The organism is Roseivivax sp. THAF197b (assembly GCF_009363255.1).
Lineage (GTDB): Bacteria > Pseudomonadota > Alphaproteobacteria > Rhodobacterales > Rhodobacteraceae > Roseivivax.
On record NZ_CP045319.1, the window covers coordinates 74,574 to 97,596 of the forward strand.

Sequence of the window (23,023 nt, forward strand, 5' to 3'; positions counted from 1 at the left end):
AGGGCGCAGGTCTCACCGTCAGGCCAAGTGAGCCCGCAGCATCCACGCGAACTTTTCGTGCGTCTGACCGCGCGCGATGCAGAGATCCTCGGTCAGGGTGTCGCCATGGCTCGCGGCAAGTTCTCCGGCGCCCGCGATGGTCTCGGCCAGCGTTTCCTGCGCTTCCTTCATCAGGCGGATCATTTCTTCCGCGGTCGGCGCGCCCTCGACTTCCGCGACCTTCGACCGCTTCAGCATACCGGCCAGATTGCCTTCGGCATGGGCTTCGATCGCCTTGATCCGCTCGGCCAGGTCGTCTTGGCCGATGAAGTGGTCTTCGTAGATCTTCTGGAACAGATCATGCAGCGGCCCGAAGGCCATGCCCGTCACATTCCAATGGAAATTCTGCGCGAGCATCGTCGTCACGACAGTCTCGGCAAGGCATTGGTTCAGGGCTTCGGCAATCTGCGCCGAAGCATCGGTCGAAAGGGTTTGGGCGGTCTGGGTCACGGGTGCCTCCTGCAACATGGAACGAAGTCGTGCTGGCTGGCTTAAGGCTGGCTCGCTGGGAAAAGCTAGGCTGCAACCCGGGCCCAGACAAGTCTTTTTAGAACGATTCTAATTCTTAGAAAAACTGTCGGTCACATTCTGCAGAAGGAAGACGAGGTTCCGACGCGCATGTTTTGGCACCCGTGAATTCAACAGGAATGCGAGGCTGGGCGCGTCCGCGACCTTGAGACTGCGGGCGAGGGCCATGAGCCACTTCTCGTCGAAGGAGGTTTCCGGCTCCCCGACACGGAAGAGAACTGGGCGACGGCCCAAGGCCTGTGACAGACAGCGCACCAGCACTTCGGAGGCGGCGTAGCGGGCAACTTCGCGGTTGTCGGACAGAGCCGCGCACGCGCCGAACAGATCGATATAGCCCTTGCAGCGATTTGTGCGGGCCACGTCACGCAGATGCTCGAGCAGGGGACGTTCGTGAAATACGTCATCCGGTGCGGGCGTGCTGTCGACGGGAACGCGGCGAGCGGCTGCAGTCATTGGGTCCTGGTCCTTGTTTGTGGTTTCGGGGTTCGCAATGCCGGTCAGGCCGCCTTGCCGCCGTCCAACACCGTGAGCTTCACCTTCTTCTTTTGGCACCGCTTTTCATACGCCTGTTCCCAGTGCTTGTAGCGGCCCATGACGGTTTGCTGGGCGACGACAAGCTCGACGAAGGCTTCGCGTTGCTTGTCCTTTTTCAGCGCCTTGAAGGTGGATTTCTGGGCTTTGGTCATGGAGCAACCGATGCAATGACCTTCGCGCTTGAACTTGCAGACGCTGATGCAGGGGCTGGGGACCTTGGGCATGATGACCTCGCTGGAATTTCGGGCCGCTCCAAGGGTCCGGCCCGATCTGGCTTGGATGGGGATTTCAGTGCAGGATCCGCTCTTCGGACCCGGTTCTCTCAGGACGCTGGATGGGTGTTCGTTTGGAGATGCGCTGCATCGCCTGGCCGACCGGCGCGGCCATCAGTGCGACCGGTTCCGCATGCCGCGCCGGGACAATGAGGCTGGCAATCATTGCGGCCTCGGGCAGGTCGCCGCGTGCAGCTTCGCGCACGAGTGTCTGCAGGATCGCCTCGTCTGATCCAATGCACATACAGGCAAGCCCGTGCCGCACGAGCGGCCTGCGGGCATAGGTGTAAAGGCTCGCCAGCAACGTCTCGAAGCGGTGTATCTCGGCCCGGCCCGCGTCACCTCCGAAGCAGCGCGCGAAGCTGTTCCACACCTCGGCTTTGCCCTCCGGGCCTTCCATCCACAACCGTATGGACATGATCAGTTCGGCTTCCCAGGGTGCGACGTCTGTCAGTTGACCGACCGCGCTGGCGCCCGCGGTATGAGCAGCGCCGGTCATTTGGTCAGGATCAGCTTGCCCGCGCGGGTGATGCGCAGGGTGTAGGTTTGCCCGTCGAGGACGATATCCGCCTTGATCCCGTTGCGGATCAAATCGCGGGCGTCATAGGTCGCGGTATCGTCGGCGCGGTCGATGGCATTCGGGTTCGGCAGGGTATGCATGATGCTCATCGCGCCTCTCCCGCGACCCGTGCGCGGTCGCGTTGAAAGTCGATCAGGTATTCCAGCGCGAACCCGTCGATGTCGCTGGCTTCACTGCCCGATTGCACGATTTCTCGCCACGTATTGCTGGTCCTTGCGGGAGTTACGGCGTTTGCCCTTGGCTCGGTTGTCTTCACGACTGCTTCCTTTCCTTTGACATCCGGGCTGCCGTTGGCGGTGGCTGGGACGCGCATAGCGTGATGCGGCTTATTTCCGACAATTCGAGTCGGGTATATCCCTTACTAGGCTAATCCGATTTTTTTTGTCAAGAATTGCCGCGAAGACATTCAGCCCCGAAGGAAAGCGTTCAGGTGGCGTCTGTCTGCTCGAGAAAGCGCAGCCGATTTCCGAAGGGATCAATCACGACCATCTCCACGCCCCAGGGAAGCGTTTCCGGTTGCGGGTTCATGTTGGGGTAGGGCGGAAGGCTCTGATGCCACTCCGCCAATCCCTCAACGTAAACCATCGCGGTCGAGCCCGGGGTGGCATCGCCATGATGTTCGCTCAGATGCAGGTGAAACGTGCCGAGCCTCAGAAACGCGTAAAGCGGAGCACCGGGATGAAACCGGTGCTCCCCCGTCCATTCGAAGCCAAGCCAATCCACGTAGAACCCGCGCGCCTTGGTCTCGTCGAAACTGCGAAAGACCGGGGCGGTTCGGATGACCTTGGGCGTCATGCGGTCTGCAGCGCGTCGATATGCTGGATCGCGGTGAAGCCTTCGAATTGCGGCACGCCCTCGTGCAGCTTGCGGCTTTGGCCCGCGCGCGCATGCGAGGCGCGGAATTCTTCGCTGGTGGTCCAGGCGCGGAAATGCGCTTCGGATTGCCAGACGGTGTGGGAGGCGTAGAGGATACGGCCCTCGGCCTCGGGGCCTTTGAGCATGTGGAACGACACGAACCCGTCCATGTCCTGAAGGCGACTTTCCCGCGACAGCCAAAGCTCCTCGAACTCGGCGGCGTTCTCAAGCGGCACGGTGAAGCGGTTCATTGCAAGATACATGGTTTCTCCTCAACTGGGTGTCAGGGTTGCATGGGGATCGTCCCGCTCGACCGATGGTACTATGGCGACGTCCTCGGGTGTTTGGAAGGTCGCCGAATACGGCGATCTCCGTGGCAGGATGTATCATGGCCGACAGGGAAGGGACGAAGGACAGGGCTGTGAGGCGCATGGGGTTCGTCTCAGGCAGAGGCCGCGTGGGGCAGAATGTAAGGGATACCCTCCGGCGGTGGCGCGGACACCCTGAGGGCACAGCCATAGGCGCGCGACAGGATGGCGTCGGTCAGAACCTCGCGCGGTGGACCGAAGGCCAGACGCTGCCCTTCGGACAGGACCGCGACACGGTCGGCAAAGAGAGCGGTCAGGTTCAGGTCATGCATGACCGCGATCACGCCACCGCCCGCGCGCGCGAAATCCCGTGCGATCTCCATCACCTGCAACTGGTGCGCGATATCGAGGCTTGAGACAGGCTCGTCCAGCAAGAGCCAGCGCGGCTGACCATCCTCCACAGGGGCCCAGACCTGCGCGAGAACCCGGGCCAGCATCACGCGCTGCGCCTCACCTCCGGACAATTCCTGGAACGTCCTCTGTGCGTAATGCGCAAGACCCACGCGCCTCAGCGCTTGCATCGGCACCTCGGGGCGGTCCCCGGCCGTGCCTGCTTGCAACCCCAGTTTGACCACCTCGATGACGGTAAAGGGGAAGGCCAGACGGGAGGCCTGGGGCAACACGGCACGCTCTGCGGCCAACTCCCATGGCTTGAGCGTGCTTACATCGCGGCCATTCAGGCTGACATGGCCCTTAAAGGGCAGCGATGCGGTGATCGCCCCCAGCAAGGTGGATTTGCCGGACCCGTTGGGGCCTACGATGGCGGTGACTTCGCCTGGTCTAGCCGTCAGGCTGACACCGCGCAGCGTCTCGAGCTTGCCGTAGGAGACGCGGATATCCTTGGCGATCAGGCTCATAGCTCCACCATTCCGCGGCGTTTGAGGAGGATCCACAGGAAGACCGGCGCGCCCAACACCGCCGTCACGATCCCGATGGGCAATTCCGCAGGTGCTATGACCACGCGGGCGATGACATCCGCCAGGATCAGGAGCGTCGCCCCCAGAAGTGCGGAGTTCAGCAGCAGCGTGCGGTGGTCGGGGCCAGAGGCGAGCCGCAACAGATGCGGCACCACGATGCCGATGAACCCGATCCCGCCGGAGACGGCGACAGCCGCGCCCGTGGCCCCCGCAACAGCAAGGATCGCGATATTCTTCATACGCTGCACATCGATACCGATATGGGCAGCCGTCGCCTCGCCAAGCGCCAGTCCGTTCAAGCCGCGGCCGAGCATCAGGGCCGCGCCGATGGACAGCAGGATCAAAGGCCCGGCGGACAAGACCTTGGCCCAGCTCGCCCCCGCGAGCGATCCCAACCCCCAGAAGGTCAGGTCGCGCAATTGCCGGTCATCCGCGATATAGACCAGGATGCCCGACAGCGCCCCGGCCAGCGCGCCAAGCGCGATACCCGCCAGAAGCATCGTGGCCACGGAGGTGCGGCCATGCCGGGTCGAGACGCGGTAGAGCAGGATGGTCGACCCCCAACCACCCAGAAACGCCGCGACAGGCACCATCTGGTTGCCGACAAGATCGATCATCCAGATGGGCAACACAGCGCCCAGCACGATGGCGAGGATCGCGCCGAGGCCCGCACCCGCGCCCACGCCGACGATGCCCGGATCGGCCAGCGGATTGCGAAAGAGCCCCTGCATGGCAGCGCCCGACACCGCAAGTGCCGCGCCGACCAACACGCCCATCGCCAGCCGGGGCAGGCGGATGTCGAACAGCACCACGCGCTCCATCTGGCTCAGCGCTTGGCCTTGCGCGATTTTCCCCAGCATCGCCGACAGGGTCACGTCCGTGGCGCCCACCTGAAGGCTGGCGATGCAGGCCAGCAGAAGCGCGCCCGCCAGCCCCCAATGCAACGCGCGGGCCTGAGAGAGCCGGTCGCGCGGGGCGACCTCGATTTCCGTGATGGCGGTCATCGGTCAGGTGCCTTCCGCGTAAAGCGCGTCGTTCAGTGCGCGCACCGCCTCGGCCGTGCGCGGCCCGAAGCCCAGCATCAGCAGCCCGTCCATGCGCAGGACCGAACGGGTTTGCGCGGCAGGTGTCAGGCGGATCGCGGGCATGTCGAAGAGGTCTTCATCCGCCACACCATGATCGCCACCGCGATCCATCATCAGGATCACATCCGGCGCGGCGAGGCCCACGGCCTCGTCGGTGATCTGCTTGTAGCCCTCATATTCGGTGACGGCATTCACGCCACTGGCCATGCGGATCAGCGCGTCGGCCGCGGTCCCGGTACCAGAGGCGGTGATCTTGCCGCCCTGCGTGGACAGCACGAACAGGACGCGCCTCTTGTCGGCCTCTGGCCGCTCGGCGTCGCGCAGCGCGGAAGCCAGCGCGGTTTCGACCTCGGCGGCGAGCCCGTCGGCCCGATCCGGAACACCAAGCGCATCGCCCACGATCTCGATCTTGCGCAGGATGCCGTCCGGCGTGAGCGCATCCGGCACCTCGACGAAGGACACATCCGCCGCGCGGATCACCTCCAGCGCTTCGGGCGGGCCCGCGCCTTCCTCGGACAGGATCAGCGAGGGGCCGACCGACAGCACCCCTTCGGGCGACAGCGCCCGCATGTAGCCCACATCCGGCAGCTTGGTCACCTCGGGCGGATAGCTCGAAGTGGTGTCCCGCGCCTTCAGTCGGTGCTCTTGGCCGAGGGCGGCAACGATCTCCGTTACCGACCCGCCGATGGAGAGCACATCGGCACGGAGGTTGGACCCCTCCGTCGGCTCCTGCGCGCTGACTGTCATGGCAATGAACGCACCGAACATGGCGGTCAAAAGGGCCGCATAGGCGCCTTTGCTACTGTTGCAGGACGTCATGCCGGGACCTCCTCGAGCGTCGGCAGCGCCTCGACGATCCGGCGCCACTCGGGCCGCGAGTCGCGCCCCTCCTTGCCGACACCGAACACCTGGAAGATCAGCCAGCCTTCCGCGTCGAAGGCTTCGACGGACAGGGCAGGGCCCCGTTGCGTGGGTTTTTCCACGGCCCAGATCTCGGCCACCTTGTCGCGCCGCAGATGCAGGTTGAACCCCGGGTCCATTACGTTCTGCCATGGCCCCATGGGCTTGAGCGTCTGGATCGGGCCGGTGTGGATCTGGATACATCCGCGATTGCCCACAAAAAGCATCACCTCGATCCCGGCATCCCGCACGGCGTGCAGCATTGCATCGGCAGCACTTGGCGCAAGCGGACGCACCCAGGGCGCACCCGCGATGCGGTAGGCCCCGAGGCGGTTCATCTTGAGCTTGGAACACAGCCGCAGGAACTGGTGCGTGTCGGTCAGCTTCGCCCATTCTTCCCGCAGGGTGTCCGCTTTGTCGGGCCGGGACTTGGGGCCTTCGACGGGCACACGCGCCTCGACGCGCTGCGTGTCGGCCTGATCCGCGACTGCCAATTCAGCGACGATATCGGCCCATGCGTCGTGGTTCGACGCCTCGCGCAGGTGGATCTTGTGCACCGCATCGCCCGCCGCATCGAAGATCTGCAACGACCGGCGCGGGCCATGCTCGGAGCTGGTCTCGACCGCGAAGGCATGGGCCCAATGGACGGGGAAGATCCGCAAATCGATATCCTCGGCCAGCGTCATCGCAGCGTGTTCGCCGGGATGATACGCTCCGTATTCGCCGACCTTTTCATGCACGCAGGCCCCGACGCGGGTCAGCGCCATCACCTCGCCCAGCCGTTCGGCAGCGGGAATGATCCGGTCCGGATGGGCATCTATCCGGGTTGTGCCATGGCCGATGCTCGCGGCCACCAGCGCGGCCTCGGAGATGCCCATGGCATCCGCGGCATCCCGGGCGCGCAGTTTCGGGTTCTCCGCCTGAAAGTCGCGGATATCGGAAGGATTGACAGCGGCTGGCTGTGTCATGGGCGTCCTCGGAGGTTGATCTTGGTCCGATGGCTGCGCCCGGAGGGAAGCGGTGCGTGGCTCTCTCAAATTACTTGACTGTTTTAGTCTGATACGATTAGTGCTGCAACCCGTCGCGGTGACGTTCATCGCATAATCATGAAATTTGCCGCGCCAGCCTTCGCAAGCTTCGGCCTGAAACGAACGAAGGATGGCGTAATGGTCATTTCAAAGTTGCGCGGCACGACCGCGCTTTTCTGCTTGTCTCTGGCTGTGCCTGCCATGGCGCAAGATCAATCGCTGGTGATGCCCGTCGCGGCAGAGGAGGGCGATCCCGGCTTCCTGGGCACGCTGGTCCTCACGGGTGGCAAACGCGATCTCAGCTACGGCACCGCGCTCTCGCGCACAGTGGTCGGCGAGGAAGAGATCAAGGACCGGCAAGCCAGCACCGTGGCGCAATTGATCGACTCCGTGCCGGGCGTCACGCTGGTCAATGGCACGACGCCGCAAGGCTCCGGCATCAATATCCGCGGTTTCGGGGCGAACACGACCTACGGGTCTGATCAAAAGATCGCCGTGCAGATCGACGGCGCTTCGGTCGGGTCGGAGGAACTTTATCGCATCGGCACCCAGCTTTTCACCGATCCGCTGCTTTACCGCGAGGTCGAGGTGCTGCGCGGCACGATCGGCAGCTTTGCCTATGGCTCGGGCATTGTCGGCGGTGTCGTGAAGCTCGAGACGAAAGACGCCTCCGATTTCACGGGCGGTGTGCCGGGCTTCGGCGGCTCCCAGACCTTCGAATTGAGCTCGAACGGAGATGGCGCGGTCAGCTCGACCAACCTCGCGTGGATGCCGACCGAAGGCGCGGAATTCCTGCTCAACTACTCCCTGCGCGATCAGGACGACCTGACCGCAGGCGATGGATCGACCATCAACAACAGCGCCTTCCGAACACCGTCCTATCTTGCGAAGGGGAAATTCACATTTGGGCAGGACGACGCGCATTCGCTGACATTCAGTCATTCGAGCACGATCGCAGATGACAAGGACGTGCCTTACGACCAGTTCGACACGACCGGCGGCTCCTTCGGCAATGTCGACCGACTGACCGAGACGACCCAGACCGTTCTGGAATACCGTTTCAACCCGTTGAGCGATCTCGTCGATCTGCGTGCCAACCTGTCCTATGCCGATCAGAAAATCGAATACGATTACGTCTCGGGCTCCTCGCCGCTGGAGGGCACGCCGAGTTTCCCGTTCCTCGTTGGCACCGTGAATGCCGACCAGCGCTACGAGACAACCAAGCTCACGTTGACCAACCGCGCCTTGTTCGACACAGGTTCCGTGTCGCATGACATGCTCGCGGGCGTTGAAGCGCAGCGCCGCGTTCGGGCCGATAACTCGGGGGCCAGCGCACCGGGCGGCACAAACGATCGCTTCGCGCTGTTCGTCGTTGACGAGATGTCCATCGGGCAATTCACGGTCACGCCGGCCCTGCGCTACGAGACCTCCCGAATCGAAAGCGAGAATGACCTCGCCGGTGTGCCCGACACCTATGACAAGGACGCGCTGATGGGCGGTCTGGCCTTGGCCTATGAATTCGGAAACGGCGTGTCGGTCTTCGGCTCTGCGGCCTATACCGAAGGCCTTCCGATCATCGACGATCTGGGCACGAGCGCCACCGCGCAAGACCGGATCGACATGTCCGAGAAGTCCGAAACCTACGAGCTTGGCGCGGCCTATACAGGTGCCGATATCTTCGCCGCGGGCGACACCTTCACCATTCGCGGAAACCTCTACCAGACAGAGCTTTGGGACATCACCAGCTACACGGTCGCCGGGTCGACATCGACAGACTTGGAGAGCGTGACGTCGCGCGGCTTCGAGCTTGAGGCCTCCTACGGCACGGCAAGTGGCTATTACGCGGATTTCGCCGGGCATCTCGGGGAAGGCACCGAGTTCAATCCCGATGGCAGTGAGACGACCTGGCGCAACAGCCCGGCGGATCGTGCGCAGCTGACACTCGGCAAGAAGTGGGATGACCGGCTCGATCTCAGCTGGGAGATCGTCCACGCCGCGGATCGCCGCGACGCGCTCGGCTCTGATCTGCCCGACAGCATTGTGCATAACCTGCGTGCGACCTGGAAGCCCGAGGGGCAAGACTGGCTGGACGGAAGTGAAGTCCGGTTCGGGATCGAGAATGTCGCGGATGCAGATTACGTCGGCCACCTGTCGTCACCCAGCCGCAAGGCGCCGGGCAGAACGTTCAAAGTGACATTGTCGAAAGCGTTCTGAGGGGATTGGTCGGCGCTTGGCGCTGAGCGTTAGCGCCCTGTGTCTGTCTATGGCGCGGCATTCGGGATAGTCAGAAGAAGGCCATACGGCACGATCGTGTCAGGTCCGCTCCAAAACAGCGCGGGCCTGACGACCTTTGAAGATCAGGACAGCACGGAACGACGTATTCCGCTTTATGAAATACTGCGCATGGAGCCGACTGATATCAGCCCGCCGTTAATCAACATAATCTTGCTTATGCGTTTCACTGTGAGTCCACGGGCACATTCTAAACTGGGTTGCGACAAATCCCCTATCTTGCTGGAAAGCAAGGAGAGTGGAATTGGCCCACACAGAACTGGATTTGCGTGAGAGGCGCACAATCGAAGACATGCTGAATGCAAAAGTGCCTGTCGGCAAGATCGCAGCTGAGATCGGCAGGCACCGCTCAACCGTCTATCGCGAGATCAAGCGGAACTATTTTACCGACGAAGAGCTGCCAAATCTGAACGGCTACTACGGCATGAATGCGCAGAAATATGCGTCTGACCGACGCGCTCGAAGGCGCAAGCTGATCCGCCTCGATGGTCTGCGTGCCCATGTCATCGCTCAACTGAAGGTCGGCTGGACGCCAGAGCAAATTGCCGGGCGTCTTGATTTCGATGGGCAGCCAATTCGCGTCAGCCACGAGACGATCTATGCGTATGTCTACAGCCGCGAAGGCCAATCCGAACAACTGGCGCGCCACTTAACAAGCCGACGCAAGAAGCGTCAGCCGCGCTATGCCAGACGCCCCAGAGGCCAAGTATTTCCGCCAGATCGATCGATCCATAAACGCCCGGACTACGTGAAGACGCGCGAGACTTTTGGCGAATGGGAAGGTGATCTGATGATCTTTGAACGTTCCCAAGGCACGATGAACGTCGCCTCACTGGTCGAGCGAAAGACCCGGTTTGCCGTCCTGTTCCGCAACAACGACCGCAGCTCGACACACTTCATAAACAAGCTGATGGACGTGATGGAACCCCTGCCCCAGCCCGCTCGCCGTTCGATCACCTTCGACCGTGGCTTCGAGTTCCGCGCATGGCGCAAGCTGAAGTCCGGCATCGGAACGGAAAGCTGGTTTTGCGATCCGCAGGCACCCTGGCAAAAGGGTTCGGTCGAGAACCTAAACAAACGTGCACGCAGATATCTACCGCGTGACACCCAGCTCGCGGCGCTCTCAAATCGCAATATGAAGGCGATTTGTGACCGCCTGAACGGGACACCCAGAAAATGCCTCGGATGGCGCACCCCAACTGAAGCCTTCAGAGAAGAGATGAAGAAACTGAGATAGCGGAAAACGTCGCAACGACCCTTGAGCCATCAACTGGCCCATTCCCTCCCTCGCTGAATATGAACAGGACGCTGCGCATCAGCTTTTCGTGCACCGAGATGCCCGAAAACACCGAGATTACAAACACGCCGCAACGATTGATCGCGCCCGTTCGGTGACGGTTTGCAGCGTATCTCCAGGTTGGAACAGAGCCGAGCCGATGCCGAACCCGGCAACACCTGCCGCGATCCATTTCTCGAAATTGTCCGGTCCGACGCCGCCTACCGCGAAAACCGGCATGGTGGCGGGAAGAACCGCTTTCAGGGCTTTCAGCCCGCCCGGTCCGACCGCGGATGCGGGAAAAATCTTCAAGCCGTCGGCCCCTGCCCGGATCGCCGAAAAGCATTCGGTCGCCGTCTGGACTCCGGGATAGGACAGCATCCCGACGGATTTGGTGGCGCGAATGACGTCTGGATTGCAATCGGGCGATACGATCATGCGCGCGCCGATACCATGCAGCCTTTCCACGTCACCCACGGACAGAACCGTACCGGCCCCGATGGTGGCTTCGTCGCCGAAGGCTCTGCACATCCGGGCGATGCTTTCGAACGGGTCAGGTGAGTTCAGCGGCACTTCGATCTTCGTGATGCCCGACTTGATCAATGCCTCCCCGATCGGAAGGGCTTCGTCCGGTGTGATGCCTCTGAGAATGGCGATGATATCAGCCATGGTGTGCTGCTCCTGCTTTGGCGGCCGCGACCGCGAGGCCAGCCAGTGTTGCGCTGCGCGTGTCGACCGTCTCGACCACGACATCGCGGCTTGCGAGAGCCTGCGCGTAATGGGGAACGACGGAGGGCGAGCCGATCAGGGCCACGGGTTTGTCCGACCAGTACCGTGACGCGAGGCCAAGCTCCTGCCCGATGAGCAGACCTGAAAGCCTGGCGCGACAGGTCTCGGGCGGTTCGTGGTCGAGAACGGACCCGGCTCTCAGCCCGAAAAGGGATTCCACGGCCCTTTGAGGGTTGGTGATCGCCTCTTCGACCGCCCGCTCGAAGGCGCCCTCGTCCCATCCGTCGCTTTTGACGGAATGACGGAGAATGGAGTGGCGGGACAGGAGGTCGAACAGCTCTCCCGTCATGTAGGTCGTGAAGGTCGAGAGCTTTCCGTTTTCGACCGCGATCCACTTGGAATGGGTGCCGGGCAGGCAAATGGCGCCGGTGTAGTCCGGGTTCTCCAACAGGAAACCCGCTGCCTGGGTCTCCTCTCCGCGCATCACGTCGGCAGGGGCGCGTCGGCAGAGACCCGGCAGGATGTGCATTGCGATGCGCTTGTCATTGGTCGGAATGCGCGTGGCGCCGTCCGCGGACACTGCCGGGCACGGAACCTCCCTGTAGGGAACTTCGCACCATCCCTGCCGCGCCCCGACCATCCCGCAGGCGAAAATCGGTACCGGGTCCATGCCGTCCCTTCCCCGCGCAGTGAGCCAGGGTTCGATCAGATCAAGCAATGCGGGTTCAAACTCGTTCGGCGCGAGCCTGCCCATGCCGTTTCCTGACGAGAGTTCCGCCGCGACCTGCCCGTCGGTATCGATGGCAAAGGCTCGCAGGTTCGTCGTGCCCCAGTCCAGGCCGATCCATTTCACGTGCGTCATTGCCTGTCCCGTTCTTTCAAGATGCGAAGTGGCGGTACACGCCCTGATGCTCACTCTGCTCACGTCGCTTCGCGCGTTGTGGAGAAAGCGCGGTCGCCTTTCCGAACAGGTCCCAGAGCGCGATTTTGAAGGCGGAGTTACCGCGCATCTCGACGCCGGACGACAAGGCGTCGATTGCCAGCGGATCGCGTCCCATGACCCTCGGCGCGATCCAGTCGGGGACATGGGCCTCCACCGCGGCTGCGCCGAAGAAAGTCTCTCTCAATCCGGTCGGGCCTACATCGGTATGCACAAGCACCCAGATGAGACTGGGCCGTTCGGCGATCCTGATCGTCTCGAGACCGGTGATCTTCATGGCGCGGTCCGGTCGGTCTTCGCGCTGCGGGTGGTCCCCCGCACCGACATGGAGACCCCCAGTTCAATCCGCTTCGGCATGTCGCCTGATGCCGGGTCCAAAGCCGCGCGGATCAGGTCGATGGCGCCCCGACCGACCTCGTATCGCGGCGTGGCGACCGAGGTCAGAGGCGGAACCATGTGGCTGCTCATCTCGAGATCGTTGAACCCACAGATTCCGAAGCTGTCGGGCACCCGCATCCCCCGGCGCTGTGCCTCGAACAATGCGCCTGCCGCAAGGTCGTCATTGGCGCAAAAGACGGCATCCGTGTCGGGCGCGGCAGCAAGAAGATCGGCCAGCAACTGCCCGCCCATCCCGACGGAGGACGGCTGCGGCGTGGTGAAGACCCGTCGCGCATCGTCCAGCCCCACCGCTGCCAGGGCTGATCGATAGCCCGCGATCCGCGCCTGAGCGCGCGGGTCCATGCGCGCCCCCATAAGCCCCGGTTTGCGATAGCCCGCGTCGATCAGGTGCCGGGCGACCATTTCGCCCGATGCATATTGCGAGAACCCGATGATCCGATCGACGGGCCGGTCGCTCAGTTCCATCGTCTGCACGACCGGACAAGGCGCTTCCATGAGCATCCGGCGCGCGGCCTCGGTCTGGTCGACCCCCGCCACGATCAGACCGGCGGGACGCTGATGCAGGAAGGTTCGAATCAGCGCTTCTTCCTTGCTGGGAGAATAGCGGAAATTGCCGATCTGTATGGTCAGGGACGTGTCCTCGACCGCGTCATAGACGCCACGCAGCAAATCCGCGAAGACCGCATTGGTCAGCGAAGGCACCAGAAGCCCCACGACGCTGGTCCGGGTAGAGGCCAGCGCGGAGGCCGCGGCGTCCGGCACATAGCCCAACTTCTGGACGGCACTCAGAATTCTGGCCCTGGCGGCGTCCGATACCTTTTCAGGTTGCCGTAGCGCCCGCGATGCCGTGATAGCGCTGACACCGGCCTCCCGCGCTACATCATCCAAGGTTATTCTGTTTCTTGCCATGACATTAGCATACAGCAATCAAGCGCCTCGCCAATCCCTTTCATTTCGTTTGTTGACGAATGACAGCGCTGTCATCTACAGTCGCCCGCGATGGCGCAGCGTAAATTCACTGCGGGTCGAAAGATTTTTGAGGAGGATAATCAATGCGACTGATCACAACACTTGCAACGACAACGGTTCTGGCCGGAGCGCTCACCACAGCCGCTGCGGCGCAGGATTACAGCTTGCGCTTCCAGAGCTCCGATCCCGCGGGCAACGCCAACTTCATCCTTCAGCAGGAATGGGCCAAGGACGTCGCGGAGCGCACCGACGGCGCGGTCGAGGTCGAGCTTCTGCCGGTCGAAACCATCGTTGCGCATTCCGAAACGCAGGACGCCGTGGCCGCGGGCATCATCGACGGTCATTTCACCGACACGTCCTATTTCGCGGGACGTGACCCGGCCTTCGGCCTGATCGCCAACCCGGTCGGCGCATGGTCTTCGCCGCAGCAGATGTTCGACTTCATGGAAAACGGCGGCGGCAAGGAATTGATGAACGAAATGCTGGAGCCCTACGGCCTGCATTTCATCGGCGCCACGACGCCCGGTCTCGAATCCTTCCTGTCGAAGGTGCCGCTTGAGGGCGTCGACGACCTTGAAGGCCTGAAGATGCGCGCGCCCGAGGGCATGGTGCAGAACGTGTTCGCCGCCGCAGGCGCAGCGCCCGTCAACCTGCCGGGCTCCGAGGTCTTCACCTCGCTCGACAAGGGCGTGATCGACGCGGCGGATTACACCGTCTTCTCCACCAACCATCAGCAGGGCATGCACGACGTGGCGACGCACCCGGTCTACCCGGGCTTCCACTCCATGCCGCTGGTCGAGGTGTCGATCAACAAGGGCACCTGGGATTCGATGCCCGCTGAAATCCAGGACGCGCTTGAGGCATCGGTTCGGGACTGGGCGCAGATGCAGGTGGAAACGCTGGCCGAGCGCGATGAAGCCGCGGTCGAGGAGGCCAAGGCGAACCCCGAGATCACCGTGCACAACTGGTCGGAAGAGGAGCGCGCGCGCTTCCGCTCCATCGCGCAGACCGAGTGGGAAAAAGCGGCTGACGCCTCGGAGAACTCGAAGAAGGTCTACGAAACCCTGACGACCTATCTGCGCAACGAAGGCCTGATGGACTGATCGATGACACTTCCCCCCGGGCAATCTGCGCCCGGGGGGTCCTGAGCTTTCAGAAGGCATATTCGACATGCAAGACGACACCGCACCCGAGCCGCCCGGGACCGGGCTTGGCGGTCCTGCGCCGGAATCCGGGGCCATGGGACGCGTCATCGACCGGATTGGCCTGGTATTCGCAGTGGCAATCCTGAGCTCCGCCGGGATCCTCGGGCTCGAGGTCATCCTGCGCTATGCTTTCAACGCGCCGACCATCTGGGCCCATGAGACGGTGATCTTCCTGACGGCGATCTCTTTCGTGTTCGGTGGTCTCTACGTTGCGGCACGCAATGCCCATATCCGGGTCGTCCTGATTTATGACGTGCTGCCGCCGCGGATCCGCCGCCGCTTCGACGTGGTGATCTCGCTGGCCTGTGCAGGCTCTTCCGCCTTTTTCGCGATCGCGGCCTGGACAAGCGTCAAGCGCGCCGTGTGGACCCCGACCGGTGATTTCCGCCTCGAGACCACCGGGAGCGCATGGAACCCGCCGACACCCGGCCTGCTCAAGCTGTTCCTGTTTCTCATCCTTATTGCCTTGGCGGTGCAATTCCTCGTGCTGGCCTGGAACTACTGGCGACGGAAGGTCGACTGATGGATCTTTTGACACTTCTCCCCGACTTCAAGGCCATGGGCATCGAATGGGCCACGTTCTGGATGTTCGCGGCACTATTCGGCCTCTTGCTGACGGGTATGCCGCTTGCCTTCGTGACGCTCCTCGTCGCGCTCATCTTCGCGCTGGGGTGGTTCGGTCCGATGGCGGTGCCGCTCATCACCAGCCGCATTTTCAGCTTCGTGAACTCCTTCGTCTTCGTCTCGGTGCCGATGTTCGTGCTGATGGCGGCCATCCTCGACCGGTCCGGCATCGCGAAGGATCTGTTCGATGCCATGCGTGTCGTCGGCGGGAGGCTGCGCGGCGGGGTTGCCATCCAGACGCTTCTCGTTGCGGTCGTCCTTGCGGCCATGTCCGGCATCATCGGCGGAGAGGTGGTCCTGCTGGGCCTTCTGGCGCTGCCGCAGATGCTGCGTCTGGGCTATGACCGCAAGCTTGCCATCGGTGTGTGCTGCGCCGGTGGTGCGCTCGGCACGATGGTGCCGCCGTCGATCGTGCTGATCATCTACGGCCTCACGGCCTCGGTCTCGATCGGAGAGCTCTTTACCGCCTCCTTCCTGCCGGGCCTGATGCTCGCCTCCTTCTACATCGCCTATGTCCTGATCCGCGCCTATCTGAACCCGGCGCTGGCCCCGATACCCGAACCCGACGAAACCACCACGCGTGAAAAGCTGCGTCTGCTCAAGGGTTTGATCCTGCCGATCATCGTGGTGATATTCGTTCTGGGCTCCATCTATGGCGGCATCGCGTCGGTGACCGAAGCCTCGGCCATCGGTGTGATCGGTGTGATGCTGTCCACGGTCATTCGCGGGGAATTCACCGTTGAGTTGTTGGTCGGGGCGGCAAAACGGACGCTGGCCACGGTCGGCATGATCGTCTGGATCGGCATCGGCGCCTCGGCCCTGGTGGGCGTGTTCAACCTCATGGGCGGGATCACGTTCGTGTCGTCGCTCATCAACAGCGTGTCCGACAACCCCACGGTCATCGTCCTGTTCATGATGCTGATCCTCTTCATCCTCGGCATGTTTCTGGACTGGGTGGGGATCGCGCTGCTGACCATGCCGATCTTCGTGCCCATCATCCGGGACCTCGGGCTTGATCCGGTCTGGTTCGGCGTGGTCTTCGCCATGAACATGCAGGTCAGCTTCCTGTCGCCGCCCTTCGGCCCCGCCGCGTTCTACCTGAAATCGGTCGCGCCGCCGGACATCTCGCTGGGAGAGATCTTCCAGTCCCTGCTTCCCTTTATCGCGATGCAGATCCTCGCCGTGGCGCTACTTATCACATTCCCCGGCATTACCGGCCGTTGAGTGCAGAGGGAAATGACATGACCCGCAAGAAAACCGACCTCAGATCCCGTCAGTGGTTCGACAACCTGGACGACCCCGAGATGACCGCGCTCTATATCGAGCGGTATCTCAATTACGGGCTCACCCTCGACGAGCTGCGCTCGGGCAAGCCGATCATCGCCATCGCACAGACCGGCAGCGATCTTGCGCCCTGCAATCGGCATCACATCGAACTGGCCAAGCGCGTGCGCGACGGCATCATTTCCGCAGGCGGCGTGCCGCTCGAGGTGCCATGCCATCCGATCCAGGAAACCGGCAAACGGCCCACCGCGATGCTCGACCGCAACCTGACCTATCTCGGGCTGGTCGAGGCACTCTACGGCTATCCGATCGACGGCGTCGTGCTGATGGTGGGCTGCGACAAGACCACGCCCGCCCTTCTCATGGCGGCGGCGACTGTGGGCATCCCGGCGCTGGCGCTCTCCGTCGGGCCGATGCTGAACGGCTGGCACAAGGGCAAGCGCGCCGGCTCCGGGTCGGTGATCTGGCAGGCGCGCCAGCAACTCGCAGCTGGTGAGATCGATGCAGAGGAATTCCTGGAGATCGCCGCCTCTTCCGCGCCGTCGGTGGGCTACTGCAACACCATGGGCACGGCGACCACGATGAACTCGCTCGCCGAGGCACTGGGAATGCAGCTTCCCGGTGCTGCGGCTATCCCGGCCCCCTACCGTGAACGCGGCCAGATCTCCTGGCACACCGGTCAGCGGATCGTCGAGATGGTGCATGAGGACCTGCGCCCTTCTGCGATCATGACACGCGAGTCCTTCGAAAACGCCGTGGTGGTGTGTTCCGCCCTTGGCGGCTCTACCAACGCGCCAATCCACCTGAACGCAATCGCGGCGCATCTGGGCCTGCCGCTCGGCAACGACGATTGGGAACGGTTGGGCTACGAGATCCCGCTTCTGGTCAACCTGCAACCAGTGGGGACCTACCTCGGAGAGGATTTCCACCGCGCCGGGGGCGTGCCTGCCGTGATCGGGACACTTCTGCGCGCCGGGCTTCTTCCCCACCCCGATGCCATGACCGCCACGGGCCGCACATTGGCCGAGATCTACGGCGACGCACAGATCGAGGACGCGGACGTCATTCGCACGGTCGAGGCCCCGATGCTGAAAAATGCAGGCTTCCTGAACCTGGGCGGCAACCTTTTCGACAGCGCGATCATGAAGACCTCCGCCATCAGCGAGGAATTCCGGAAACGCTACCTTGAGAACCCCGACGATCCGATGGCCTTTGAATGTACCGCGGCGGTGTATGACGGCCCAGAGGACTTCCACGCCCGCATTGACGACCCCGCAGGCGATCTAAAGGCGGACACGGTCCTTGTCATGCGCGGGGCCGGTCCTTTGGGCTATCCCGGCGGCGCCGAGGTGGTGAACATGCGGCCGCCATCCTACCTCATCAAGCAGGGCATCCGCGCCCTGCCCTGCATCGGCGACGGACGGCAATCCGGCACGTCAGGCTCCGCATCGATCCTGAACGCAGCCCCTGAGGCGGCCGCTGGTGGAGGGCTCGCACTTCTCAGGACCGGCGACCGCGTGCGGGTGGACCTCAACACCCGGCGGGTCGACATGCTCGTGCCCGCCGAAGAAATCGACCGGCGCCGTGCCGAGCTGGACGCACAGGGCGGCTATCCAAGCCCCGAAAGCCAATCGCCGTGGCAGGATATCTTCCGCGAAAAGGTCCAGTCCTTCGAACGTGGTGCCACCCTCGAGGGGGCAACGAAACATATCGACATCGCAGCGAAGCACGCGCTGCGCAACAACCACTGAGGCCGCTGATGCCGGATATTCTCTGCCTCGGGGAACCGCTTCTCGAGTTCAATCACCTGGGCGGCGCGGACTGGCGACAGGGCTTCGGCGGCGATGTGTCCAATGTTGCCGTCGCCGCGGCGCGACAGGGCGCATCGGCGGGCCTGCTGACCCGGGTCGGCGCTGATCGCTTCGGCATCTCTCTGGAGGAGATGTTGCGGGCGGAAGGTGTGGATACCACCCATGTGGCGCGCGACGAGGACGCGCCCACGGGGCTCTACTTCGTGACCCATGGCGAGGCTGGCCACGAATTCGCCTATCGCCGCAAGGGCTCGGCCGCGTCGCGTATGACACCCGAGGATCTGCCGCCCGACTTGTCCGGAACGCGCATCCTTCATCTGTCGGGCATTACCCAGGCAATTTCCGAAAGCGCGCGGGCGACGGCGGATGCGGCGATGGATCTGGCGCGCCAAAGTGGTGCTCGCGTGTCCTACGACCCCAATCTCCGCCTCGCCCTTTGGCCGATAGAGGTCGCGCGACCGACGATATTGCGCGCATTGGCATCCTGCGACATCGCCTTGCCGGGGCTGGACGATGCCCGCGTGCTTCTGGAAATGGACGATCCCGAGGACATTCTGCGGAGCATCCAAGACATGGGCCCGGCCATCGTCGCGCTGACCATGGGCCGGGACGGCGTTTTACTTGGCGCAGATGGCGAGATGCACCATGTCTCAAGCCCGACAGTCGATGCGGTCGATGCCACCGGTGCCGGCGATTGTTTCGATGGTGCGTTTATCGCGCGCCTCGTCGCGGGCGATACGCCGTTGGACGCGGCAAGATACGCCACACAGGCCGCGGCCTTGTCGACCTTGGGCTACGGAGCCGTTGGGCCGATACCGAATTCGCAAGCTGTCCGGGATGCAATGAAAAGAGCAGAGCCACGCCGACCGGCAGGTGCAACCTGACGGCTTACACTTCCGCATTCTGCGGCTTTCATCGCGTGAGGCACACGGCAAACGGCAGCGCGTGCCATCGCTACGAAACCCCATGAAACGGTAAAATTGATGACTTCGAAGCGTCGGTTATCATCGTCTGCCGAGCTGTTTCTTCAAAGAAACAGGACCTGAATAGGCCTCCGGGAAACTTCGTCTGAGGCTTATTGCGGCCTCAAAGCGCCGTCGACCGACCTTCAACAAAGCTGGGCGGCACCTTGTCGATCATGAGGACGGCCCGAGCAACAGGCGCCCAGAAATTTCTTGACCGGTGAATTCTATCGCCGAGGATGACGTATTGGTTTTCCCGGAGATATTTTATGTCTCGTTTCCTTGCTTTGATCCTATTTCTCTCGGTGGTCCCGCAATCATTACTGGCCCAGTGGCGCGTCGGCCCCGGCTCCGAACTTTATGATGGGACTGTATCGGCCTTTGGGGTGACTGAGCGCGGGGTCGGTGCGCTGGCCTTGATGTGCCGCGAGGGCAAACCGTTACTCTGGACCCAGGGCTGGGCGCTCGCGAAAGCCGGACCTGACCGGCAGGAAAGCTTTTCAGTCATCGTCGATGGGCAGAGTTTCCCGGTATCCGGCTTGCATCTGCCCGAAGAAGGTCTCTGGACCGGGGCACCGCCTGACGCGCTGATCGCTGCGCTGCGGGCAGGCTCACGCGCCGTCGTGGCTGTGCCGGGCGAAACGCAGGTTGGCGTGTCGCTTCGCGGATCTTCACGCGCCATCACCGAGGTCCTCGATGGATGTGGAGGTGGGGTCAGCCCTGCGACAGGCCCGTCCGAGGCGGGCGGGATCGTGTATTTCGGTCAACTGATCGCGACCCAGTGCGGCGGCGGGTATTCCATCGCCGACGGGGCCGAGATGACGGGTCGGCTGGACGGCGACGAGACGCCAGATTTCGTGCTCGACTGGGGCGGAGTGACCTGCGACGACCGATCCAAGGGCCGCGGCGCGGGCTTTTGCGGTGCCGCGCTTTGCACCATCGAGATCGCTTTCACCGAAACGCAAAGCCGCCAGCAGGTCCTCGGGGTCAATCCTGAACTCGTGGATCGCGCTTTCGGCATGAAGGCGCTCAAGACGACGACGCAGGGCGCGACCTGTGGCGGTGCGGCGCAGGTCTGCGATGTGATCTGGGTTTGGAACGGCGCGAAACTGGAGCCGGTCGAATGAGATATCTTTTCGCACTCCTTTGCACCGTCATCCCGTCTTTGGCCGCGGCGCAGGCCGAATACGAACTGGGCATCTTCGCGGCCATGATCGAGGCGCCGGAGGGCACGCCCGTGGCCACAGCGACCGTCACGGGCGGTGCGGCGGGCGACCTGACCTACCTGACCGTGCCCTCCGTTGCCGACCTCGACGCCCCCTGCGTCAGGATCTGGGACCGAGGGCCGTGTCACGCCGTCACCGGCACGCGGCCCCTGCCCGGCTACAACATGCTGATCCTGATCGACGCCCAGGTCAGCAACGAAGATATGATGGCCAGGGCCGCCGACCTACAAATGACTCGCATGCCGCTGGTCAGCCAGTTCGATCTGATGAGCGGCGACGGGCTGTCCTTCATGACGCAAAACGATTTCGGCGGATGGGAGATGCCGCTCGCCCCCGTCGTCCCGTCCGGACAAAGCGCGGGGCTCGCGATCCTGCGCGATCCCGCGATCACGGCGCTTACGGCGGGCGCTCCGGTCGCGCATCCCGAGAACGGGCTTGTGGGGATCGTCGCGCGGGCCGGAGACGGGGCCGGGGCTGTCCTGCCGATTGGTGAGGCGTTCCGCGCGGCAGTGGCTGCGGGTGTCGAGATCAACGAAGCCCTCGTTCCGAAAAGCGCGGACGCGGTCGGACTGCCGCCGCGCGTCGCGCAGGAGATCGGCAGGATCTACTATTTCCACGATTACAGCGACTTGGGATACATGGGCGGCTTCTACGGGCCGGGCCAGGCTGGCGGGTTTGATGCGTCCTTTGTCGCCACGATCGATTTCTCGGTCTGGTCCGTCGCCCTTTCCGGTGCTGGCGGCACGAAATTCGCGCAAGGTGACAAGAACCTGCCGCTTGTGCAGAACGGCATGGCGCTCGAGGCGCCGTTCCGGGGACGACCGGATGACCATCTGGCCAGCTGCATCGTCCATGCGACGCCATCCTCCGAGGGACAGCCGGTCTTTCTGGTCCAGTTCTGGCGCAGCGCGCCGGAGCGGTACAATCCGAATACCGACAGCAAGTCCTATGATGAGGCCGCACCCGCGATGACCGGCTGGGCCGACGGGGCGAGCGCTTGCGACGACGCAATCCGAACCATGGGACCTGAGCGCTTGGCAGCCCTCGCGAATTCTGCAGCTCCCAATGTTCCCAACGCGCGGCCAGCCCCGGATGACGCCGCCGATGTCACGCCGGCCACACCTAAGACCGGTTCGGTGCAGGGCGATTGGCGCCGCGTCGCGAACTGGACTGCGACAGGGCTGGAGGCTCTGTTCCGGGACGTGTCCGGGGGACGGATCCTGACGGTCGGATGCACGCAAAGCCGGGAACTGGCCATCGCAATATCTCCGGGACAAGGGGTGCAGTCTATCGACGGGAAGACGCCTTCAATCGGCCCTGATGGCGAAAGCTACATCTTGCGATCACCGCAGATTGCCAGCTCGATCAGTGTCGAGATGGATGGAGAAACGTTTGATATCGAATTGTCGCCGGATATCGGCCCATGTGCATGAATGGTTTTCGATCCCAGGCGGTAGGTCACCCCAGGCCGTGAACGAACCTATTCAGTTGGAAAAGCAGAGGGGCTGAGACTTGCGCGCTTCTTTCCGCCCATAACGGTTCATAGACCTTTGATGAATTTGGCTCAGGTCACCCGGAAGAGTGTTCAGGGCCCGACGCCAGCCGCGTGCGGTCCCACATCAATTCAGAACCGGGATACCAGCAAGACGCGCCACGAGTTCCAGACCGTTGCGCGCCCCCATCTTTCTCATGAGGTTCCCGCGGTGCACTTCGACGGTGCGCGGCGAGATCCCCAGCCCATGGGCGATTTCCTTGGCGGTGGACCCCTCGGCCATCATCTTCGCCACTTGCCGCTCACGCGTCGTCAAATCGACAGCAGGACGCAGCTCGGACAGATCCGCGAAGGTCCAGACTGCTTTCGCGAAGGGGGTTTCCGGGGTCAGCGACTGCCCGCGAACCCGGCACCAGAAGAGCGCGCCCGAGCGGCGACGCATGATGCGTTCGTCGGCATATCGTCCGTTGCCCGCCATCTGCTGCGCACCGAGCGCGCCGATCCTCTCGAACTCGGCATCCGACGGATAGAGCATCGATAACGACGCGCCATGCAGAGCGTCAGTGTCGTAGTCGAACATCTCGGCGAATTTCGGATTGCAGCACCGGATGACGCGATCCTCGGAATAGATCATCCCGATGGGCGCGTGGCTGAAGGCAAGCGCGGTCAACTCATCCATGGTGGGCCACTAAGTATATTTCCGGAATT

Annotated in this window: 25 protein-coding genes and 1 pseudogene; 9 read left to right on the plus strand and 17 right to left on the minus strand. The window is 63.1% G+C overall.

Going from position 1 to position 23,023, the window contains the following annotated elements; all coding sequences use genetic code 11:
- Window positions 1-18 precede the first annotated feature (18 nt).
- The 12 genes from FIV09_RS18555 to FIV09_RS18605 form a co-directional block, all read right to left on the minus strand.
- Window positions 19-489: a Dps family protein gene (locus tag FIV09_RS18555; RefSeq protein ID WP_152452889.1), complete on the minus strand. Its 471-nt coding sequence runs from the start codon at window positions 487-489 to the stop codon at window positions 19-21.
- 108 nt (window positions 490-597) lie between these two features.
- Window positions 598-1,020: a hypothetical protein gene (locus FIV09_RS18560; RefSeq protein WP_152452891.1), complete on the minus strand. Its 423-nt coding sequence runs from the start codon at window positions 1,018-1,020 to the stop codon at window positions 598-600.
- 44 nt (window positions 1,021-1,064) lie between these two features.
- Window positions 1,065-1,325, minus strand: a complete 261-nt coding sequence (locus FIV09_RS18565) for a DUF1289 domain-containing protein (protein WP_152452893.1) — start codon at window positions 1,323-1,325, stop codon at window positions 1,065-1,067.
- Between the two features lie 64 nt (window positions 1,326-1,389).
- Entirely contained in the window at window positions 1,390-1,872 is a 483-nt protein-coding gene (locus FIV09_RS18570; RefSeq protein WP_216646977.1) for a hypothetical protein, read from the minus strand.
- Window positions 1,869-2,033: a hemin uptake protein HemP gene (locus FIV09_RS18575; RefSeq protein WP_254702379.1), complete on the minus strand. Its 165-nt coding sequence runs from the start codon at window positions 2,031-2,033 to the stop codon at window positions 1,869-1,871. The genes FIV09_RS18570 and FIV09_RS18575 overlap by 4 nt, the downstream gene beginning before the upstream one ends.
- A gap of 5 nt (window positions 2,034-2,038) precedes the next feature.
- Complete coding sequence (locus tag FIV09_RS20500) at window positions 2,039-2,209, minus strand: hypothetical protein (protein ID WP_172975795.1); 171 nt, start codon at window positions 2,207-2,209, stop codon at window positions 2,039-2,041.
- Window positions 2,210-2,379: 170 nt separating this feature from the next.
- Window positions 2,380-2,748, minus strand: coding sequence for a glyoxalase superfamily protein (locus FIV09_RS18580; protein ID WP_152452899.1), 369 nt, complete (start codon window positions 2,746-2,748; stop codon window positions 2,380-2,382).
- A complete protein-coding gene (locus FIV09_RS18585) occupies window positions 2,745-3,071 on the minus strand; it encodes an antibiotic biosynthesis monooxygenase (protein WP_152452901.1) in 327 nt (108 codons plus the stop codon). The genes FIV09_RS18580 and FIV09_RS18585 overlap by 4 nt, the downstream gene beginning before the upstream one ends.
- Window positions 3,072-3,250: 179 nt before the next feature.
- Window positions 3,251-4,033 (minus strand): heme ABC transporter ATP-binding protein, encoded by a 783-nt coding sequence (locus tag FIV09_RS18590; RefSeq protein ID WP_152452903.1) that lies wholly within the window; start codon window positions 4,031-4,033, stop codon window positions 3,251-3,253.
- The gene (locus FIV09_RS18595; RefSeq protein WP_152452905.1) at window positions 4,030-5,097 is read right to left on the minus strand and encodes an iron ABC transporter permease; all 1,068 of its coding nucleotides are present in this window, start codon (window positions 5,095-5,097) and stop codon (window positions 4,030-4,032) included. Before FIV09_RS18595 ends, FIV09_RS18590 begins: the two co-directional genes overlap by 4 nt.
- Window positions 5,098-5,100: 3 nt before the next feature.
- Window positions 5,101-5,997: a hemin ABC transporter substrate-binding protein gene (locus FIV09_RS18600; protein WP_371417787.1), complete on the minus strand. Its 897-nt coding sequence runs from the start codon at window positions 5,995-5,997 to the stop codon at window positions 5,101-5,103.
- Window positions 5,994-7,046 (minus strand): hemin-degrading factor, encoded by a 1,053-nt coding sequence (locus FIV09_RS18605; protein WP_152452907.1) that lies wholly within the window; start codon window positions 7,044-7,046, stop codon window positions 5,994-5,996. Before FIV09_RS18605 ends, FIV09_RS18600 begins: the two co-directional genes overlap by 4 nt.
- 198 nt (window positions 7,047-7,244) lie before the next feature.
- Here FIV09_RS18605 and FIV09_RS18610 point away from each other — a divergent pair, with 198 nt between their 5' ends.
- Both FIV09_RS18610 and FIV09_RS18615 read left to right on the plus strand, forming a co-directional pair.
- Entirely contained in the window at window positions 7,245-9,320 is a 2,076-nt protein-coding gene (locus FIV09_RS18610) for a TonB-dependent receptor domain-containing protein (protein WP_152452909.1), read from the plus strand.
- Window positions 9,321-9,636: 316 nt separating this feature from the next.
- Window positions 9,637-10,635 carry an IS30 family transposase gene (locus FIV09_RS18615; RefSeq protein WP_172975796.1) on the plus strand — a complete coding sequence of 333 codons (999 nt, stop codon included), beginning with the start codon at window positions 9,637-9,639 and terminating at the stop codon, window positions 10,633-10,635.
- A 117-nt stretch (window positions 10,636-10,752) separates the two neighbouring features.
- Here FIV09_RS18615 and FIV09_RS18620 read toward each other — a convergent pair whose 3' ends face one another.
- From FIV09_RS18620 to FIV09_RS18635, 4 genes and pseudogenes are all read right to left on the minus strand, one after another.
- On the minus strand, window positions 10,753-11,343 hold the full coding sequence (locus FIV09_RS18620; RefSeq protein WP_152452913.1) for a 2-dehydro-3-deoxy-6-phosphogalactonate aldolase: 591 nt from the start codon (window positions 11,341-11,343) through the stop codon (window positions 10,753-10,755).
- Window positions 11,336-12,265: a 2-dehydro-3-deoxygalactonokinase gene (locus FIV09_RS18625; protein WP_152452915.1), complete on the minus strand. Its 930-nt coding sequence runs from the start codon at window positions 12,263-12,265 to the stop codon at window positions 11,336-11,338. The genes FIV09_RS18620 and FIV09_RS18625 overlap by 8 nt, the downstream gene beginning before the upstream one ends.
- A 91-nt stretch (window positions 12,266-12,356) precedes the next feature.
- Window positions 12,357-12,620 (minus strand): annotated as a pseudogene (locus FIV09_RS18630) (mandelate racemase/muconate lactonizing enzyme family protein); the annotation flags it as partial.
- Window positions 12,617-13,651, minus strand: coding sequence for a LacI family DNA-binding transcriptional regulator (locus FIV09_RS18635; RefSeq protein WP_152452917.1), 1,035 nt, complete (start codon window positions 13,649-13,651; stop codon window positions 12,617-12,619). The pseudogene FIV09_RS18630 and the gene FIV09_RS18635, both read right to left, overlap by 4 nt.
- Window positions 13,652-13,794: 143 nt before the next feature.
- Here FIV09_RS18635 and FIV09_RS18640 point away from each other — a divergent pair, with 143 nt between their 5' ends.
- The 7 genes from FIV09_RS18640 to FIV09_RS18670 all read left to right on the plus strand — a co-directional run bounded on the left by FIV09_RS18640 (window position 13,795) and on the right by FIV09_RS18670 (window position 22,256).
- Window positions 13,795-14,814 carry a TRAP transporter substrate-binding protein gene (locus tag FIV09_RS18640; RefSeq protein WP_152452919.1) on the plus strand — a complete coding sequence of 340 codons (1,020 nt, stop codon included), beginning with the start codon at window positions 13,795-13,797 and terminating at the stop codon, window positions 14,812-14,814.
- A gap of 67 nt (window positions 14,815-14,881) precedes the next feature.
- On the plus strand, window positions 14,882-15,439 hold the full coding sequence (locus FIV09_RS18645; RefSeq protein ID WP_152452921.1) for a TRAP transporter small permease subunit: 558 nt from the start codon (window positions 14,882-14,884) through the stop codon (window positions 15,437-15,439).
- Entirely contained in the window at window positions 15,439-16,764 is a 1,326-nt protein-coding gene (locus FIV09_RS18650; RefSeq protein WP_152452923.1) for a TRAP transporter large permease subunit, read from the plus strand. The genes FIV09_RS18645 and FIV09_RS18650 overlap by 1 nt, the downstream gene beginning before the upstream one ends.
- Before the next feature lie 17 nt (window positions 16,765-16,781).
- Window positions 16,782-18,575 carry an IlvD/Edd family dehydratase gene (locus FIV09_RS18655; protein WP_152452925.1) on the plus strand — a complete coding sequence of 598 codons (1,794 nt, stop codon included), beginning with the start codon at window positions 16,782-16,784 and terminating at the stop codon, window positions 18,573-18,575.
- An 8-nt stretch (window positions 18,576-18,583) separates the two neighbouring features.
- Entirely contained in the window at window positions 18,584-19,519 is a 936-nt protein-coding gene (locus FIV09_RS18660) for a sugar kinase (RefSeq protein WP_152452927.1), read from the plus strand.
- Window positions 19,520-19,866: 347 nt separating this feature from the next.
- Window positions 19,867-20,724, plus strand: a complete 858-nt coding sequence (locus tag FIV09_RS18665; RefSeq protein WP_152452929.1) for a hypothetical protein — start codon at window positions 19,867-19,869, stop codon at window positions 20,722-20,724.
- The gene (locus FIV09_RS18670; protein ID WP_152452931.1) at window positions 20,721-22,256 is read left to right on the plus strand and encodes a hypothetical protein; all 1,536 of its coding nucleotides are present in this window, start codon (window positions 20,721-20,723) and stop codon (window positions 22,254-22,256) included. The genes FIV09_RS18665 and FIV09_RS18670 overlap by 4 nt, the downstream gene beginning before the upstream one ends.
- A gap of 186 nt (window positions 22,257-22,442) precedes the next feature.
- Here the strand turns inward: FIV09_RS18670 and FIV09_RS18675 are convergent, their stop codons facing one another.
- Window positions 22,443-22,994 carry a LuxR C-terminal-related transcriptional regulator gene (locus FIV09_RS18675; protein ID WP_172975797.1) on the minus strand — a complete coding sequence of 184 codons (552 nt, stop codon included), beginning with the start codon at window positions 22,992-22,994 and terminating at the stop codon, window positions 22,443-22,445.
- Window positions 22,995-23,023: the final 29 nt, after the last annotated feature.

What these genes read in the sequence shown, in the direction of transcription:
- FIV09_RS18560 (WP_152452891.1), bottom strand. Translation starts at nt 1,020, where the DNA reads ATGACTGCAGCCGCTCGCCGCGTTCCCGTCGACAGCACGCCCGCACCG.
- FIV09_RS18565 (WP_152452893.1), bottom strand. Translation starts at nt 1,325, where the DNA reads ATGCCCAAGGTCCCCAGCCCCTGCATCAGCGTCTGCAAGTTCAAGCGC.
- FIV09_RS18570 (WP_216646977.1), bottom strand. Translation starts at nt 1,872, where the DNA reads ATGACCGGCGCTGCTCATACCGCGGGCGCCAGCGCGGTCGGTCAACTG.
- FIV09_RS18575 (WP_254702379.1), bottom strand. Translation starts at nt 2,033, where the DNA reads ATGCATACCCTGCCGAACCCGAATGCCATCGACCGCGCCGACGATACC.
- FIV09_RS18580 (WP_152452899.1), bottom strand. Translation starts at nt 2,748, where the DNA reads ATGACGCCCAAGGTCATCCGAACCGCCCCGGTCTTTCGCAGTTTCGAC.
- FIV09_RS18585 (WP_152452901.1), bottom strand. Translation starts at nt 3,071, where the DNA reads ATGTATCTTGCAATGAACCGCTTCACCGTGCCGCTTGAGAACGCCGCC.
- FIV09_RS18590 (WP_152452903.1), bottom strand. Translation starts at nt 4,033, where the DNA reads ATGAGCCTGATCGCCAAGGATATCCGCGTCTCCTACGGCAAGCTCGAG.
- FIV09_RS18595 (WP_152452905.1), bottom strand. Translation starts at nt 5,097, where the DNA reads ATGACCGCCATCACGGAAATCGAGGTCGCCCCGCGCGACCGGCTCTCT.
- FIV09_RS18600 (WP_371417787.1), bottom strand. Translation starts at nt 5,997, where the DNA reads ATGACGTCCTGCAACAGTAGCAAAGGCGCCTATGCGGCCCTTTTGACC.
- FIV09_RS18605 (WP_152452907.1), bottom strand. Translation starts at nt 7,046, where the DNA reads ATGACACAGCCAGCCGCTGTCAATCCTTCCGATATCCGCGACTTTCAG.
- FIV09_RS18610 (WP_152452909.1), top strand. Translation starts at nt 7,245, where the DNA reads ATGGTCATTTCAAAGTTGCGCGGCACGACCGCGCTTTTCTGCTTGTCT.
- FIV09_RS18620 (WP_152452913.1), bottom strand. Translation starts at nt 11,343, where the DNA reads ATGGCTGATATCATCGCCATTCTCAGAGGCATCACACCGGACGAAGCC.
- FIV09_RS18625 (WP_152452915.1), bottom strand. Translation starts at nt 12,265, where the DNA reads ATGACGCACGTGAAATGGATCGGCCTGGACTGGGGCACGACGAACCTG.
- FIV09_RS18635 (WP_152452917.1), bottom strand. Translation starts at nt 13,651, where the DNA reads ATGGCAAGAAACAGAATAACCTTGGATGATGTAGCGCGGGAGGCCGGT.
- FIV09_RS18640 (WP_152452919.1), top strand. Translation starts at nt 13,795, where the DNA reads ATGCGACTGATCACAACACTTGCAACGACAACGGTTCTGGCCGGAGCG.
- FIV09_RS18645 (WP_152452921.1), top strand. Translation starts at nt 14,882, where the DNA reads ATGCAAGACGACACCGCACCCGAGCCGCCCGGGACCGGGCTTGGCGGT.
- FIV09_RS18650 (WP_152452923.1), top strand. Translation starts at nt 15,439, where the DNA reads ATGGATCTTTTGACACTTCTCCCCGACTTCAAGGCCATGGGCATCGAA.
- FIV09_RS18655 (WP_152452925.1), top strand. Translation starts at nt 16,782, where the DNA reads ATGACCCGCAAGAAAACCGACCTCAGATCCCGTCAGTGGTTCGACAAC.
- FIV09_RS18660 (WP_152452927.1), top strand. Translation starts at nt 18,584, where the DNA reads ATGCCGGATATTCTCTGCCTCGGGGAACCGCTTCTCGAGTTCAATCAC.
- FIV09_RS18665 (WP_152452929.1), top strand. Translation starts at nt 19,867, where the DNA reads ATGTCTCGTTTCCTTGCTTTGATCCTATTTCTCTCGGTGGTCCCGCAA.
- FIV09_RS18670 (WP_152452931.1), top strand. Translation starts at nt 20,721, where the DNA reads ATGAGATATCTTTTCGCACTCCTTTGCACCGTCATCCCGTCTTTGGCC.
- FIV09_RS18675 (WP_172975797.1), bottom strand. Translation starts at nt 22,994, where the DNA reads ATGGATGAGTTGACCGCGCTTGCCTTCAGCCACGCGCCCATCGGGATG.